This window comes from Pelosinus sp. UFO1 (genome assembly GCF_000725345.1).
Taxonomy (GTDB): domain Bacteria; phylum Bacillota; class Negativicutes; order DSM-13327; family DSM-13327; genus Pelosinus.
This window is the reverse complement of record NZ_CP008852.1, coordinates 4,904,533-4,920,143: the sequence shown is the minus strand read 5'-3', so window position 1 is coordinate 4,920,143 and position 15,611 is coordinate 4,904,533. Positions and strand designations below refer to the sequence as shown.

The 15,611-nt window shown below is 39.7% G+C and carries 16 protein-coding genes, 1 tRNA gene and 1 pseudogene; 3 read left to right on the top strand and 15 right to left on the bottom strand.

Annotation, left to right across the window (positions count from 1 at the left end; translation table 11 throughout):
- Window positions 1-300: 300 nt before the first annotated feature.
- Window positions 301-756: a pyridoxamine 5'-phosphate oxidase family protein gene (locus UFO1_RS23085; protein ID WP_038674535.1), complete on the bottom strand. Its 456-nt coding sequence runs from the start codon at window positions 754-756 to the stop codon at window positions 301-303.
- A 298-nt stretch (window positions 757-1,054) separates the two neighbouring features.
- Here UFO1_RS23085 and UFO1_RS23080 point away from each other — a divergent pair, with 298 nt between their 5' ends.
- The gene (locus UFO1_RS23080; protein WP_051789062.1) at window positions 1,055-2,626 is read left to right on the top strand and encodes a vanadium-dependent haloperoxidase; all 1,572 of its coding nucleotides are present in this window, start codon (window positions 1,055-1,057) and stop codon (window positions 2,624-2,626) included.
- Window positions 2,627-2,720: 94 nt separating this feature from the next.
- Window positions 2,721-2,796, top strand: a tRNA-Ala gene (locus UFO1_RS23075).
- 41 nt (window positions 2,797-2,837) lie between these two features.
- Here the strand turns inward: UFO1_RS23075 and UFO1_RS23070 are convergent.
- The 6 genes and pseudogenes from UFO1_RS23070 to UFO1_RS24660 form a co-directional block, all read right to left on the bottom strand.
- On the bottom strand, window positions 2,838-3,572 hold the full coding sequence (locus UFO1_RS23070; RefSeq protein WP_236639287.1) for a copper homeostasis protein CutC: 735 nt from the start codon (window positions 3,570-3,572) through the stop codon (window positions 2,838-2,840).
- Between the two features lie 7 nt (window positions 3,573-3,579).
- Window positions 3,580-5,049 carry an ATP-dependent RecD-like DNA helicase gene (locus UFO1_RS23065; protein WP_236639286.1) on the bottom strand — a complete coding sequence of 490 codons (1,470 nt, stop codon included), beginning with the start codon at window positions 5,047-5,049 and terminating at the stop codon, window positions 3,580-3,582.
- A gap of 211 nt (window positions 5,050-5,260) precedes the next feature.
- Complete coding sequence (locus UFO1_RS23060; protein ID WP_038674533.1) at window positions 5,261-5,677, bottom strand: GNAT family N-acetyltransferase; 417 nt, start codon at window positions 5,675-5,677, stop codon at window positions 5,261-5,263.
- A gap of 160 nt (window positions 5,678-5,837) precedes the next feature.
- A pseudogene (locus tag UFO1_RS23055) lies at window positions 5,838-6,128 on the bottom strand (gluconate permease); the annotation flags it as partial.
- Between the two features lie 94 nt (window positions 6,129-6,222).
- On the bottom strand, window positions 6,223-7,242 hold the full coding sequence (locus UFO1_RS23050) for an alcohol dehydrogenase catalytic domain-containing protein (protein ID WP_038674529.1): 1,020 nt from the start codon (window positions 7,240-7,242) through the stop codon (window positions 6,223-6,225).
- 135 nt (window positions 7,243-7,377) lie between these two features.
- Window positions 7,378-7,713, bottom strand: coding sequence for a helix-turn-helix transcriptional regulator (locus UFO1_RS24660; protein WP_071842050.1), 336 nt, complete (start codon window positions 7,711-7,713; stop codon window positions 7,378-7,380).
- A 152-nt stretch (window positions 7,714-7,865) separates the two neighbouring features.
- On the opposite strand from UFO1_RS24660, the gene UFO1_RS23040 reads away from it, so the two are divergent.
- Window positions 7,866-8,246 (top strand): helix-turn-helix domain-containing protein, encoded by a 381-nt coding sequence (locus UFO1_RS23040; protein ID WP_038674527.1) that lies wholly within the window; start codon window positions 7,866-7,868, stop codon window positions 8,244-8,246.
- Between the two features lie 94 nt (window positions 8,247-8,340).
- Here the strand turns inward: UFO1_RS23040 and UFO1_RS23035 are convergent, their stop codons facing one another.
- From UFO1_RS23035 to UFO1_RS23005, 8 genes are all read right to left on the bottom strand, one after another.
- Entirely contained in the window at window positions 8,341-9,258 is a 918-nt protein-coding gene (locus UFO1_RS23035) for an abortive infection family protein (protein WP_038674525.1), read from the bottom strand.
- Between the two features lie 264 nt (window positions 9,259-9,522).
- Window positions 9,523-10,206 (bottom strand): hypothetical protein, encoded by a 684-nt coding sequence (locus UFO1_RS24195; protein ID WP_051789061.1) that lies wholly within the window; start codon window positions 10,204-10,206, stop codon window positions 9,523-9,525.
- A gap of 218 nt (window positions 10,207-10,424) precedes the next feature.
- The gene (locus tag UFO1_RS25530) at window positions 10,425-10,601 is read right to left on the bottom strand and encodes a hypothetical protein (protein WP_173406237.1); all 177 of its coding nucleotides are present in this window, start codon (window positions 10,599-10,601) and stop codon (window positions 10,425-10,427) included.
- A gap of 589 nt (window positions 10,602-11,190) precedes the next feature.
- Window positions 11,191-11,394, bottom strand: coding sequence for a hypothetical protein (locus tag UFO1_RS23025; RefSeq protein ID WP_038674523.1), 204 nt, complete (start codon window positions 11,392-11,394; stop codon window positions 11,191-11,193).
- 16 nt (window positions 11,395-11,410) lie between these two features.
- The gene (locus UFO1_RS23020) at window positions 11,411-11,827 is read right to left on the bottom strand and encodes a hypothetical protein (RefSeq protein ID WP_038674521.1); all 417 of its coding nucleotides are present in this window, start codon (window positions 11,825-11,827) and stop codon (window positions 11,411-11,413) included.
- A 470-nt stretch (window positions 11,828-12,297) separates the two neighbouring features.
- Entirely contained in the window at window positions 12,298-12,879 is a 582-nt protein-coding gene (locus tag UFO1_RS23015; protein ID WP_038674520.1) for a hypothetical protein, read from the bottom strand.
- 474 nt (window positions 12,880-13,353) lie between these two features.
- Complete coding sequence (locus tag UFO1_RS23010; protein WP_038674518.1) at window positions 13,354-13,842, bottom strand: GNAT family N-acetyltransferase; 489 nt, start codon at window positions 13,840-13,842, stop codon at window positions 13,354-13,356.
- A gap of 364 nt (window positions 13,843-14,206) precedes the next feature.
- Window positions 14,207-15,361: an epoxide hydrolase family protein gene (locus UFO1_RS23005; protein WP_038674517.1), complete on the bottom strand. Its 1,155-nt coding sequence runs from the start codon at window positions 15,359-15,361 to the stop codon at window positions 14,207-14,209.
- Window positions 15,362-15,611 lie beyond the last annotated feature (250 nt).

Below are 15,611 nucleotides of genomic sequence, written 5' to 3'. Positions count from 1 at the left end.
ATAGACGGATTTTATTCTTATATGGCTGTTGCATACATCTTACAAGGGACGTTGGTTGTGTCTTATCATCCAAATTATTGTGGCATAGAAATACATTTCGGCGAGATTTAAGTTTTCGATGATCTTTGTAGTAATCCAGCGTGGATGCTCAACCAATCCCACCTACCAGTCGGACTTTTCTCATTATAAGCACCTCCAGCATATAGAACTGCTAGGGTTATGTCTACTATTTTCGCTTATCCGACAGTCCAAAAATAAAGTATTACTATTCAGCCCTAGTAGATGGAATTAATATTTGCGTTATCTATACGATACTTCCTCGGTATATCCAAAGTGAACAGTATTGTCAGACACAGTGACCTGACTTAGCTCAACCCTAATGACAAGAAAGTCACTTGGATCACTAGGTAAATCTTTTAGATACGGAAATTTTTGCATGATAAGGCCAAAAGCTGTTTGCGCTTCTTCCGGGGTATCCACAATGTATGCTTTGCCAGTGGATCGTATATAAACGAGTTCTTGCATTTCTCCCATCGAGTGACAATCATGGTCAACAACTACAAACACATTGCTATTATGCCGAATTTGCTGTACTTTGCTGGACATTTTATGAGTTACGAAGTAAAGAGCTGACTCATCTTCGCCAATTGCAAAATCAACGGAGCGACACTTGGGGAATCCCTTTTCATCGACTGTGCTAAGGTACATTAAATTGTGACTCGTAAGAACCTTATAAACTTTTTCTTTGATTTGCATACTATACCTCCTGTTTGTGATCTTAACTTCAAGTAGATTGTACCATTTTTTCCCTAGAACTAAAAAGAGATTATTGAATAGGTTATAAATGCCTCCTTTTTTCTTTCAGGAGTCGTTCCTCAAATTCTTCGTTGATTCCGTTTTTAAGAGGACAAGGAGACAATAGGAACCCACTGAAAAAGTGTTTTTTAAAAATGATGTTGCAAAGAAAATATGCCACAGTGTGAGAACAGGTTACTTTACTTTTCATAATATAAAATAGCCAACTAAATAAATTATAGATTGAGGAGTGTACAAAATGGATGGTAATAGTAGTATGCCTACAAGTTTAGACTTAAATTCAGAGGCATCCTGTGATATCGAATCTGTAAGTCCACAAAAGCGCTGTCAAGAAGCATTTCAAAAGCGGCAGGAAGCAGCATGTTTCGAAAAAAACATTCCGCTTCCAGAGCAGCATTGTAACTACGATGAATGCTTATTTCCTGCTAAGATTGCTAACTATTCCAAGGCTTTGCCCCACGATCAACTCGCCCAGGTTGATCTCTGCGCTTACCAAGCTATGACTGATGCATTAACCACTGGTGACCCAGAAAAATTTGAAGTCATACCTTTGGGTGGCATTGTCAAGCTCTCTGATCCCCAGGCCGCTTATGCTTTTGAGATGGCGGGTCCTGATAGCCATCATTTGGGCATGATCGCGCCGCCTGACTTCAGCAGCGCTTGCCTTGCCAGTGAAATGGCGGAGTTATACTGGCAGTCCCTATGCCGGGATGTTCCCTTCAGCGAATATGACACCAATGCGCTAATCCAGGCTGCTGCTACTGATCTCACGTCTTTTTCTTGCTTTCGAGGGCCAAAAATAGACAAAAAGGTCACCCCGAAGACCTTGTTCCGCCTGGACGTCCCAGGAGACCTGAGGGGACCCTATATGTCCCAGTTTCTGTGGAAAGATATTCCCTTTGGGGCAACCACCATTACCCAACGTTACCGTACACCGGTGGCGGGCATCGACTTCATGACCGAATATGCAGAATGGTTGAACATCCAAAACGGATTCGTTCCCACAAATGCACTTCAATATAGTGCTGAGCCACACTATATTTACAACGGACGCGCTTTGGGCGAATATGTTCATAGGGACTTTTCCTTCCAGGCTGTTCTTAATGCCTGTTTGATTCTACTAAGTTTTGGAACGGAAGCTCTGGCCCTAAGCAACCCTTACTTGCACTCAGCCACACAGATTGGTTTTGCGACCTTCGGCTCACCGCACATTTTGGATTTTGTTGTCCGGTCAGCGCGGGTTGCACTGGAGGCAGCCTGGTTCCAAAAATTCTTGGTTCATCGTCGGCTCCGCCCTGAGGAGTTTGGCGGTTGTGTGCAAAATCGCCAGACAGGCGCCGCCGACTATCCGATCAACCCTGAGTTGCTTAATTCCCCGGTGGTTATCGATGTCTTCAACAAATACGGCACCTACCTGTTACCCCAGGCTTACCCGGAAGGATGCCCTACCCATCCTGCCTATCCATCAGGCCACGCGACCATTGCCGGGGCAGGTGTGACGATACTGAAGGCGTTCTTCAAAGAATGCTTTGTGCTCCCCGCTCCAGTTGTTGCCAGTTCTGACGGAGTCACATTACTTCCTTATTCAGGGTCGCCTTTAACGGTAGGTGAGGAATTGAACAAGCTGGCCGTCAATATTGCCATGGGGCGGAATTTTGCCGGTATCCACTGGCGTACTGACAACAGTGCGGGCATGAAGCTTGGTGAGACGGTGGCTATCAGGATCCTGCAGGATTACAGGAACACCTACAATGAAGATTTTAGTGGCTTTGCCATTACCAAGTTTGACGGAACAACCGTTATCATTTGACCTGGGACTGAAATGCATTATTATATAAATTGGAAAATTATTGATTTTATTTGATCAAATATTTCCAATTATATGGTATAATAGTACTATCATTGGGGGCGTAGCTCAGTTGGGAGAGCGCTTGGTTCGCATTCAAGAGGTCATGGGTTCGAATCCCACCGTCTCCACCATAAGAAATGAAAGGCTTCGCAGTATACCTGCGAAGCCTTTTCTAATGACAACCAAACTGATTGACGATCGTAACTAATGATGCCAGTTTTTCTGCGTTGATTTCCCCAAAAGAAGAAGTATTCTCACGGATGGCTGTGCCAAAATGATACTCTGGAGCCCTAGTTTCGGTAATAATTTGTTCAATATTTCTTAAATTCAACCCGCCGCCTACCAAAACTCGGAGCGATCCCCCATTGGCAATCATTTGTTTGATTCTGGGCAGATTATCCAAGATATCTCCTTTACCGCCTGAAGTAAGAACCCTTTTTATCTGTGAATACTTAGCCAACACGATAACACCCTTTTCAGGGTCAGCCAGTTCATCAATGGCTCTATGAAAAGTAACTTCCATATCCCCGCTTACTTCTAGCAGTTTAGCTAGAGAGCTCTCACAGATTCTATTATTTTTATCCAATGTACCTAGAACTACTCCATTTGCCTTTAAGTCCTTGGCGATCAAGATATCTTCTTTCATTACATTCAATTCATCATTTGTATATACGAATGATTTCGCGTGGGGTCGAATCATTACATTAACGGGTATCCTTACACTTTCTATCACTTTTTTTATCAGCCCATAACTCGGTGTAAGACCACCTTCCGTTAGCGCACTGACCAACTCGATTCGGTCTGCACCAGAAGCTTCTATTCTTTTTGCATCTTCTACAGTGGTTGCGATGATCTCAATCATTTCTTCCTCCCTTAATGCAGCAGCATTGTTAATAGCAATTTTCACACTCATGCTACTCCCGGTACACATGATTGGCTATTTGCGTGATCTGATCCCATGTTCTTCTATAAGAGCTGGACTCACTCGTAAGTGTGAGCTCTTTTTCGGCACGAGTGACTGCGGTGTAAAGCCATCTAGGATTACTGCGAAAAGCGTCTTGATGGACGAAGACTTTTTCCCATTGACTGCCTTGGCTTTTATGAGCGGTAATCACATAGCCATAGGTGGCGATAGATACTTCTTTTGAAAGTTCATTTTTTCGGCTAATGGCGTTTTTATCATACCAGCCAACAGGAAAGTGTTCCTTCACATCGATGAACTGGGCATGATAGACGGAAGACTTCTCGATGGCGGGGAGGAGAAGGATTTTGTGATTATTGTTTGTAATCAGATACGCCCGAACTGTGCTAGGAGACTCCTCAGCGTTTCCTCGAATCGGCAAAATCTTGGCGGTGATGATGGTGACTTCATCCAGTATCAATCGATCGCCATTGATAAAACGTGTACCATTGCCAATAAAGAGGATTCGATCACCATTTTGGGGTTCATCCGTGCTATTTTCGCCAAATTTGACTTGACGAGCTTTTTGATTGAGGATAAGTCTTGCTTTGTTCGTGCCAATGATGAAGATACTATCTTCGTTTTGAACGACTGACTGGAGAAAGGCTCTGGCCGTGGCTTGCTTACCCAGTATTCGCACTGCTCCCCGGGACTCGTTCGGAACAATGATCTGTTTAAGATTTCTAAGGCAGGTTGCATACAGAAGAATCTCACTGCTGGCACCTTGACGTTTTACCTCGGTGAGTTCAAAATTTTTGTTATGGAGGATTTCTGGATCATCACCAACGGGTTCTAATTGAAAACTGTCGCCAAAGAAAATGACTTTTGCCTTCGCGGATCGAATTTCGTTGATAAGATCACTATAAACACTTCTGCTAATCATGGAGGCCTCGTCTACGAGAATGAGATGATAAGACTTAAAGGTAACACTCGGCACCCAATCGCCAGTATCAGGATCCGGAGAACCATAGAGGATGGAGTGAAGAGTCTTAAAAACGACTTTGATATCACCGAATTTTTCCTTCAAGACCTTAACCGCTTGGTTCGTAGGAGCTGTGATGATACATTCGTATTTAAGGGATAGCCCATATTTGACGATGTTCTCAGCTATCGTTGTTTTGCCTGTGCCAGCATAACCAGAAAGAATATAGCTGGATTCTTTTTGACTGCATAAGAAGGCGTCGATTTCCTTTAGAGCGATTTCTTGCTGTGCGGTATAGGTTATGGGATTGCTACGAAGGGTGAGAATGTCTTCATTCGATACGATATCGGGAGCAAACTCTTCTTCTGCTTCTTTTTTCGTTTCTTTGATTGGTTTCATTCGAGTCTTTCGAGGTTTCGACTCGCGGTCCAAGGGTAGTGAAATGAGTGCAAGCTGCTCTATATCAGACTCTTTTCCACCAATTATTTTAGTACGGCTCATATTTCCACCTCTTGCCTTCACCTTTTAATGAGTCAGAGTACTATCACTCAACTCATTATCCTATATTGTTCTGAATATAGGCAGTTTTTCTTTAGATCTCGTTACTAAAAAATACGTTATAACAAGAGTTACGGCCTCTTCTTATCAAACGTTTATATTCATTATAGCAAATATAAACGTACTCTAGATTTTGTATAATCCAATTGTATCATTATGCTAATTGCTTTACAAAGTAATGACGTTTTCCTGTGATCGGATATTTCTCCAAGGTAAATACTTCGTCGTAACCTAGTTTTATATAAAAATCTTTAGCTTGAAAACTAAATGTATTTAGAAATACATAGGTACAGCCTCTTTTTTGGGCTTCGGTTTCAACATCCCGGACCAATTTTGAGCCCACCCTTGCTCCTCTTGCTTTCTCATCCACCCATAAATAATCGATTTCCAGCCAATTACCATGTGTTTCGCCGGTAATTCCCCCGATTTTACTACCATTTTCATCAGTAACAAAGATTGCGATGGGCTTGACGAATTTGCATTCAAGGCGACTGAGATTGTATTCACGAAGATGATTCAATATTTCTTGAATATCCTGTTCCTTTGGGTTATCCGTCATTGTAAATTTCATATGCTCCTCCTAAAAATTGTCATTACAATAATAATACAGCATTTTAAATTGAAAAGAAACAAAAGGGGCAAAACCTAACTATGCATAAAAATACCCTATAGAGTAGACTTTTTTAAGAGTCTACTCTATAGGGTACATTTAATTTACTGTGATCCATTCATTACGAGATAAAGGCATTAATCAAGAGTACGCCAGCCAAGCCCATGAAGGAAATGGCGGTTTCCATTACGCACCAGGATCGTACCGTCTCCCGCACGGAAAGATTGAAGAATTCTTTGAACATCCAAAATCCTGGGTCATTTGGTGGCCCCGCCATGACACTGCCCGCCCCAGTAGCCAGAACCATGAGTTCTGGACTGACTCCCGTTGCCGCGATGAGAGGCAGTACCATTCCCCCTGTGGTCAAGGCAGCCACCGTTGCGGAACCTACTGCAAGGCGAAGAACAGCGGCATCGATATCTTTCGTGGCTGAAAAGTTAAACTTTTTCATACTAATAACCTCCTATGATTCTTTGATTTTCAATTCGCTACTTTCACCGTTTCCTTTATAGCACCGCTACCACTTTCACAAACTTGTCGGGAAAGCCAGCCATATTCATGACGGCATCGGGAATTTCGTCGAAGGTCACTACGCGGCTGATGATCTCATGCACCTTGACCCGCTTTTTTTGCAGTAAGGCAATGGCCTCGGGGAATTCATTGACACTGGTGAGGGAGCCTACGATATCCAGTTCCTTCTTGGTAATCACAGCCGTAGGCAAGGGAGTTTCCCCATTGGGCCAGCCCACCAAGGCAATTCTTCCTGCGGCAGATACATAGTCAAACATGCCAAAGATAGCCCCTTTGGCTCCTGAAACTTCAATCACAACTTCTGCCATACGCCCCTTCGTAATGATGCTGAGTTGCTGGATCACATTCCCCTGGGCTGGATGCAGGGTATGGGGTATGCCAATCTCTTTAGCCAGTGTTAAACGTTTTTCTTCCACATCCAACACTATGGGAACCGCTCCATAGACCATGGCTACCTGGGCCGCTAACAAACCAATGGCTCCCGCCCCGATGATGAGAACATGTTCCCCTTCCTTCACTCTCGCCCGATGATTGGCATGGAGAGCGATGGTCAAGGGCTCAATCATGGCAACCTCTTGCCATTCCATTTCGGCAGGTACTACATGCACCAGATTTAAGGGGTGGGACACATACTCCGCCATACCTCCATCCGTCTGCACTCCTAATACTTTTAACTGTTCGCAGCAATTGGTTCTGCCAATACTGCAAGGATAGCACTGATAGCAAGGCAAATAGGGTTCTAATACCACTCTGTCCCCTACTACAATCCCCTTACTGTTCTCCCCAATCTCCACGACTTCCCCGCCGATCTCATGACCGATAATCCGGGGATAGCTCACTGTGGGATTAACACCCCGATAGGCACCAATGTCTGATCCGCAAATTCCTAAGGCACGGACTTTGATGAGAACTTCATTGTCATTCTTGCGTTCTGGCATAGGGATGTTTTTTTTGATACCAATTTTTAGCGGTGATTCCAGGGTTATGACTTTCATGGTTTGTCGTCTCCTTTTTGATGTAAGATCTAGATGATATGTACCGTGGCTAAAATGCGAGCCTCCTTTCCGAGAATTAAATGCAGAATTTTACAAATATTACTGGTATAATCTAGGTAACGAGATTTGATGAAGTTATCTCTTTTCGATTTCAACTGGAAGGACTTCTAATTGTTGCTTTTCTTTCTTGGCATGATTGAGCGTTAGAGAACAATTCTTCACCTCCCTAATTGACTTTGATTTTAATAATTCATAATCAATTTGTTTCATTTTGAAATCATCAATGTCAAAAAAAAGTTCTTCTACTTCATGATCAAATATTATTGCTAATTGCTTTGCTATTCGATAAGTAGGACACCGGAAACCTGATTCTATTAATGCATAAAAACTCCGAGAAATACCAATAGATTCAGCAACTTCCGCTTGAGTAATGCCTTTACTTTTTCTTAGCATAACTAATGATTTGCGCATATGCACGCCCCCCAATTATTTCACTTTGAAACATTTGCAACTCCATTATAAAGTTTCATTTTGAAACTGTCAATAATAATTATTACTTTCTGAAACAAATATACAATTGTTTCTTCTTGTAACATATAATATTTCTTAGAGAGGTGATTTATTTGTCACTAGGAGAGCGCTTATCACAACTGAGAAATGCAAAAGATTTAACACAAGAAGAAGCGGCAAAATTACTAAATATTTCTCGTTCACGAATTGCTCTATATGAAACAAACAGACGTGATATAGATACTGATACACTTCGGCGTCTTGCAGATTTTTATAATACAACTACTGATTATTTAATAGGCCGTGATAACATTACGCTTCTTTCTTCAACTAACGAAACGACGACACATAAGGACTTAATTAAATTTCTTGACCAGCCAGAAGTCTCACTAGACGGTATGTTGCTGACCAAAGAAGATAAAGCCAAAATTAAAGCATCGCTTGACATTATCTTTTGGGATATAAAACAAAAAAAGAAGCAGGAAGAATCGTGAATCGATTTTCCTGCTTCTTTTATAATTCGAAAATTTTTCTGTAAATAGGAAAGAGGGTATCAATGGTTAGGTAAAGATTATGTACATTAAAAGACTAGCTTAATGCATCATTTTGTTGGGTTTTGCTTCCAATGGATAGAACAAATTCAGCCATTGTCATTGCCGAGTTTACAAGAAGTCTTGCATGATGCTCGGCAATGTTTATTCTTCGATTTCCTACACCATGGGCATCACTGTTTGAATTACGCATTTCCGCAATAGATAAAACAATTTTTTCCAAACCAGAGAGCAGGGAATTAATTCTTCTATCAATATCTTTATCTGTATGCATATTGTATAAATCCTTAACTTGTTTATACAATTTTCCAATATCTCCAGAGCCTGATGGTGTTTCATTTTTCTTTTCAATGACATAGCAAAATACTTCTTCCAACAATGTTCTGGATTTTGTAATTGCACTATCATAATTTTTACTTACGACATCTTGCATGGCTCTATCAGATATGTCTTTTATATAATCTCGGTCGATGTTTTTTACTGCAGGCGCTGTAATCTCTACGGTACCATTTATAGGTACAATGAAAAACTTTTTATTGCTGATGACAAGCTTATTACCACCAAAATAAAGGGCACCATTAATCTGCTCTATTATAGTGTTAGTAATATGGTTGTAAATATCATCTATCTGCTCAGGGGATTTCCCTCTTAGCTTTTCTTCAAATTGTTGTTTGAAAAACAGATATGACAATAGGTCACCACCCCTATTGTTAGCAATACAATGAACAATAAGGTCATCCAAGTAAGCCCATCTGCTTTGTGCTCCACCACTCCATCCATATGTAGCTGATAACCCAAACTGTTGTGAAATATCTACAATTATAGGCCCACTCAAATATGGCATTGATATTTTTACATCGTCGATCTCGCCGAATTGTGTGTCTCCATCAAGAATTGAAAGAATTGCTTTACTTCTTAATAACTCGTAGGGAGATTTTGTTTTTTTATCCGGCATATTTTGTCCTCCTAAAACTTATTCCACCCTGACTATAAGACGCGGGGACGTTAGATGCGTCTTATTGGTGTCAAGGGCACGGGGTGATTGACACCTTAATTTGTATCGACGGTCTGTCAATAAAATTTATTTCGTCATATAAAAGCAATGCTTTTTAAAAAGTAATTATATTTGGCTCTTGAACGCACAAATAAAGAACGCTGAATTTATTATCTCCCATAAACACACCATCCTTTATTAACTCGCATCTTATTGTAGGATTTATCAGATTTTTAAGCCGTTATATGCAGTAATAACACCAAACAAGAAAAGTACATATCCTAAAACTGCCGCGCCTATAGCCGCATTACGCCACCAATTTCCGTTCTTTTCATCGGAACCACTATCAAAATCTGATGTAGCTTTACCATCATTCTTTCCTGTATTTATAATGTCAACCAACTTATTTTTTTGCTTTTCATACGAACAAGAATAGTAGCATTGACTAAAATATCCTGCACCACTAGAAACGGCAGCAGCCAATACGCCTACCGCAAAGGATGTAAGGCTCCAGATTAAAAAGCAATTAATTGCAGAGCCTTTTGATAAAATATTTCCTGCAAAAGCAAGCATCGCAACACCTGCGCCACCATTAATGAGCATTACATACTTTAATGCGTTCTGACCTATCTCAATTGCCGATTTAAGCATAAGCCTTTGGCATTCTTCCAAGCGATCCACATTAGCGATCCTGACTTGATTATCTACTTTGCAAAGTTCTATTTTTCTTTCGTGTGCTAGTTGTGTTAAAAAACGTTGTGTTTCTTTATCTTGAACATTATGTGATATATCTTTTTCAAGTACGTCAAGATAGGTAAGAACCGAATCCACTGAAACACTCATATTTCCGCTTGCTTTAAAATTTGCAAATTCATTTTTAATTCGTTCAATAATTTCCTGATTCCCCATAAAAACGCCCCCTGTCAAGAAATAACTTTCGGAGGACAAAAGGGTCGTTCTTTTTCGTAACCCTTTTGCTATTAAACATCGCGATATTCCTGTTGCTCGCTCAATTTGATGTATCGATAGCCAGTCTTCTTTCGTCACAAGACGCGGGGACGGAGGTTTTGTCTTGCAACTTCTTTCAACAACTCCCTTATTGCCTGACACCACCTCCATCCCCATTATTATTTCGTATAGATATTTAATCCAATCTTTATATCATCATTACTAGGTATAGATTGATTCCCCTCTGTGCTGGCAATAATAATTGATTTGCCACTACTTGACTTGCCAAAACGCTGTGATAAATCTACCTTTATTGTTAAAATATCTCCCTCAACGACCATATCAATATTTTTCATGCTTATACCTCCATTTCCCCTTGTGACTTGTGCCTTTAAAAGAGACAGGTTATATTTCACCACTATTGCAAATCTAAGAGAAGCTACCATGAATCTACTAACAAGGTAGATTCATGGTAGCTTCTCTTTCACAAATACTAAATCCTGCTATATTTTTACATTATATGCATTATTTTACCAGAGCAATGTTCTGTTTCAGGTTTCTTATCAATGGGTGACAACAGGGACGTTCCTATTTGTCACACTTTTGCTATTACACCTCGCAATATTCCTGTTGCTCGCTCAATTTCACGTATCGATCAGAAGCAAGGGGGCGGTTCTCTTACTTCCCGAAATTAGTTTACGCCTTAAAATATAGGCTCTGTTAAAATTTAATGTTGATAATTTTATAATATTAAGGGGAACCCATTATAGCCGAAGACATGGGGACGGTGGTTCCGTCTTGCAACTTCTTTCATCTTTCAGCTCATGCAAAGTAAAACTGCACAGCTTTGTGTACTTTTATAAACAATTTAACTTAATAACAATATTAGAGTTTGAGGTAAGATAATAAAAAACGACTAAAATTTAATTTCTAGTCGTTTTTTTATTAAAAGTTTAAAATAGTTGACCCATCTGCGTTCTGTTTTATATCTTTAAGATTATCAATTTTATTAGCGATAGCATTAATTATTGGAGCTGATGCCTTTAGAGTAAGATCAACACAAGCAACGACACCAACGACAGCACATAGTTTTACAATGTTTTCAGAAGTTACAGTTTCAAGGCCTTTTTCAATAATTTTTTCGTACATTTAAGAATCCCCCTTATTATTTCTTTTTATTTTGCATTAAAACTTTAGCTAGAGACATCATTGAACCCGCAACAATACCAGCACCAATGCTTAACATACCTGTTGATTTCAGACTTTCTCTTACTACATGAAATCCTACTCCAGCAGACTTTGCTAGTTTTGCAATTTCAATCAAATCTTTAAACCTAGTTGTTCCTGTATAATCTCTAAGAATATCTGGCCACACTTTTTGCATAACTACTAAATCTTTTTCATTTGTAACTTCCGCACTATTTTCAGCTATAAATGCTATCTTTTCTTCTTCCTTAAGCTTTAAAAAATGTATTATGCCAGCTTCAACAATTTGTGATGTTGGGAGATCCTGCTCACTTAATATATCTGTTATCGATTCATTTACCCTTGCACTAATTGTTTTTTTAGTATCCTGTTTCATGCCTACCTCCTGGAAAACATTTCTTATATTTTGAGTATAACAGAATAATATAAAAAAGCAATAATATTTATATAAAAAATATTATTTTTTATATAAATATTGCAATTGTTTTATGAAAACATCTTCCCAATATCTCAATTTTTTAGGCATAAAATTCAAAAAACCTCAGCTTTTACGCCAAGGATTCTTTTTACAGTTACTTTATCTTTATGATTATATACCCAATGCCACGGGGACGGGGTTGTTGACACTAACCTTCAACCGATTGCATTGTCGACAACCCCGTCCCTGTGACATACTCCCTGTTACCTTTAGTTGCAACTCTAAATGACTGCTCGATCTTATTGGGGGACATAAAAAAATACTCCTCTCGACGTGTTTAGTCAACCGTGTTTTATGCAAGTAAAAGCACTTTAGGGAGCTTACCCAAAGCAAAAGGAGTGAAGATTTCTCTTCACTCCCATTTCCTCTTAATTACTTAATTGAGTTAAAGTAAATCGAGGTTGACCACCACCATCGGCGTGTGCTTGATCTATACCACCATGAGGAGCTGATAAAACAGCAAGCGCCCCACCTGATGATTGATACACGTAAATTTGCAGTACATCACCTTTTTTTAGTCTACCTACATATTGTACGGGAAGGTAACTATAATATAGCTGAGGTGCCGCTAGTAGATCTTGGTTTGCTATAAAAGAACCATTTTTAGTAATTCCAATATATCTTACACCTGTTGCATTTATTTCAAAACAAACAGATGCCTCGATTAAATACAGTCCATCTGCGTCTACTGTAAAGCCTTTTTGATCACTATTACAAATTTGCGCTGAATCATATTCCTTTTTCCCCCATGTAACATTTGTCCAAGCATCATTAGGTATCGATAAATCAGCAGACATATTCACTCCACATTGAGATATGCTTACACTTTGCATTGGAATAACACTCGGATCAAACTTACCGTCATTGCCTAAAAATGCAAGCTTACCAATATCCTTTTTACCTTCTGATACTACAATGATTTCTTCTGTGATATTTACTGTTCTAGACATTTAAACATCTCCTCTAATTATTGTAAATCCAATATAACTAAAGAACTCTTATTATTAATTGTGTGTTTCCTGTATATCGGATTTCACTGATATACATTCTTGTGATAATGATATTTAAACTGGGAAGATATAATTATTTTAGGAATAAGAAAAAGCACCCCGAAGGATGCCTCTTTTCAATCTTTTTTAACTTATTATCATTTTACCACAACTAAAGTCAAAAAACTGTCGCCAAATTGTCATCTACTACGTTCCATTTTGACGACTATGTAATCATGAATCTGATCTTAATTTCTTCAAATCTGGCATGAGACATGGGGACGGTGGTTCTGTCTTGCCTATAATATCATTAGTAATATGTTTTAATATAATGTTGAAATATAACCTTAAGAATTACAGGTAGGATTTTCCATCTGTAATGTTAATATTAGAAAGCTACCCAACTACTATTAAAAGCAAATTTATTTCTATTTCCTATAGATTTAGAAATTTTTCATATCTAATTTGGTCTCTATTATCAATAAAGACCCTGTCTACCATTTTAAAACCATTGCTTTCGTAAAAGTTTCGCAGTCTGTTTCTAAATGTACCGCAATTTAACCTCAACCATTTTATGTTACGCTCTTTGCATATTAATTCAGCAGATTCTATTAGTTTGCTTCCATAACCCTTCTTTGCACTTTCTCTACAAACAGCTAACTTGTGTAGTATACCAGATTCATTCTCCTGTAAGCTCGCCCAAAATAGAGGGTCATACCATTGCAAAATATATACTCCAATTAAATTGCCTTTCTCATAGCATAATTTCATATCCTCGACACGATATTTCTTTAGTAATTCTTCACTTGTTATATCTTCATACTTCCACATTGGTTGATTTATAGAATTAAGCCATACGGAAGAGTCATTTAAAACCTTTGAAAAAATATCTATACTTTCATGAGTTACATTTACTACTTCCAAATTTATCCCCCTTTTCTAAATGACAGTATGGGATAGAGGACGGGGTTATTGACACTACCTTCAACCGATTCCATTGTCAACAACCCCGTCCCTGTGACATCTCCGGTCGATGTTATCGATTGAGATAATTAAAGAACAGTTCCGTGTTTTATCAAAAGCATATTCTATTACTCCATCCGCTTTTGAACGAGTACAGGGGATGCGACAGAAGGTTTATGACAGCCATGATTATGAAGAAGCGATTACTGCATTTTTAGAAAAACGTCCGGCACATTTTAAAGGCGAGTAAGCGTTCCTCGATACTTCTCTCATAAGAACAGGAAAACCCGCCGCAAGGGCAGGTTTCTTCCAGACAAGGCAGACGTTACTTTTTGGTTCTAAAGGGCCTGTAGAATGCACGAATGTCATCAGCGAGAGGTTCCGGTTCCTCCATAGCCGTAAAATGTCCACCGCGAGGCATTAACGTCCAGCGAGTTATATTTAGATTTCGCTCAGCCCATTCTTTAGGTGGTAACAGTATATCAGCCGGAAAGAGTGCAATGCCTGTCGGGACTTCTATAGGCCCCATAGATGGCAAAGAATGCATGTTTTCATAATACATATGTGCTGACGACCCTATAGTATTTGTTACCCAATAAATCATTATATTAGTAAGCAGTTCATCCTCGCTAAATATCTGCCGAAGATCACCATTACAATCACTCCATGCACGGAATTTTTCAACAATCCAACCAGCCAAACCCACTGGTGAATCGGAAAGTCCGTACGCAAGAGTCTGGGGTTTCGTCGATTGGATTGACATATAGGCTCCCTCTTGAGAAACCCATTTCTGAGCACTTATCTTGTAATTTAATTCTTCTTTTGATAGACCTGCCTGATCGTTAGAAGTCATGAGATCTCTAATGATACCGATGTCAGTGAGGTGGATTCCCACTAGAAGTTCTGGATGGTTTAATGCCAGATATCTAGTGACACCAGAGCCCATATCTCCACCTGCAGCAGCAAATCTTCCATAGCCGAGTTCTTCTGTCATTAGTTTTGCCCAGAGCTCGGAAACACGAGAATTGTTGATGCCGCTATGGTCAGGGCGACTCGAGAAACCAAATCCAGGGATCGAAGGAACAATCACATCGAAAGAGTCCTCTGGGTCACCGCCATAACGTGCTGGATCCGTCAGAAGAGAGATGATTTTCTTGTATCGTATAAAACTGTCCGGCCATCCGTGGGTAAGTATAATGGGCAAAGGATTTGAACCTTTACCACGTTCGTGCACGAAGTGCACATCGATCCCATCGACATTACAGTGAAACTGAGAATAGCGGTTCAATTCCTGCTCTTGTGCGCGCCAATCGAAATGATCCCGCCAATACGACACGAGGGATTGCAAATAACCTATTTCAGTACCTCGTTCCCAACCTGAGTCTTTTAATTGATCTGGCCAGCGGACATGATCGAGTCTATATGTGAGATCGTCAAGTACTTCCTTCGCAATTTGGATACGAAAACGTTCAACAGCCATAATGATCCTCCTTCAGTTAAATTGTACACATTCAGGGACGTCATCCAACGATCTAGAAAACTTTATTATAGCCAATATGTTTAGTACATATTTTGTAAGTGTCACGGGGACGGGGTTGTTGACACTAACCTTCAACGATTGCATTGTCGACAACTCCGTCCCAATGACATCCTTTTACTTCTTATAATTTCTTTTACTATTCGCTTTACCCCTTCTTCAATTTTTCGGGAGACAACGGGGACGTCAGGCT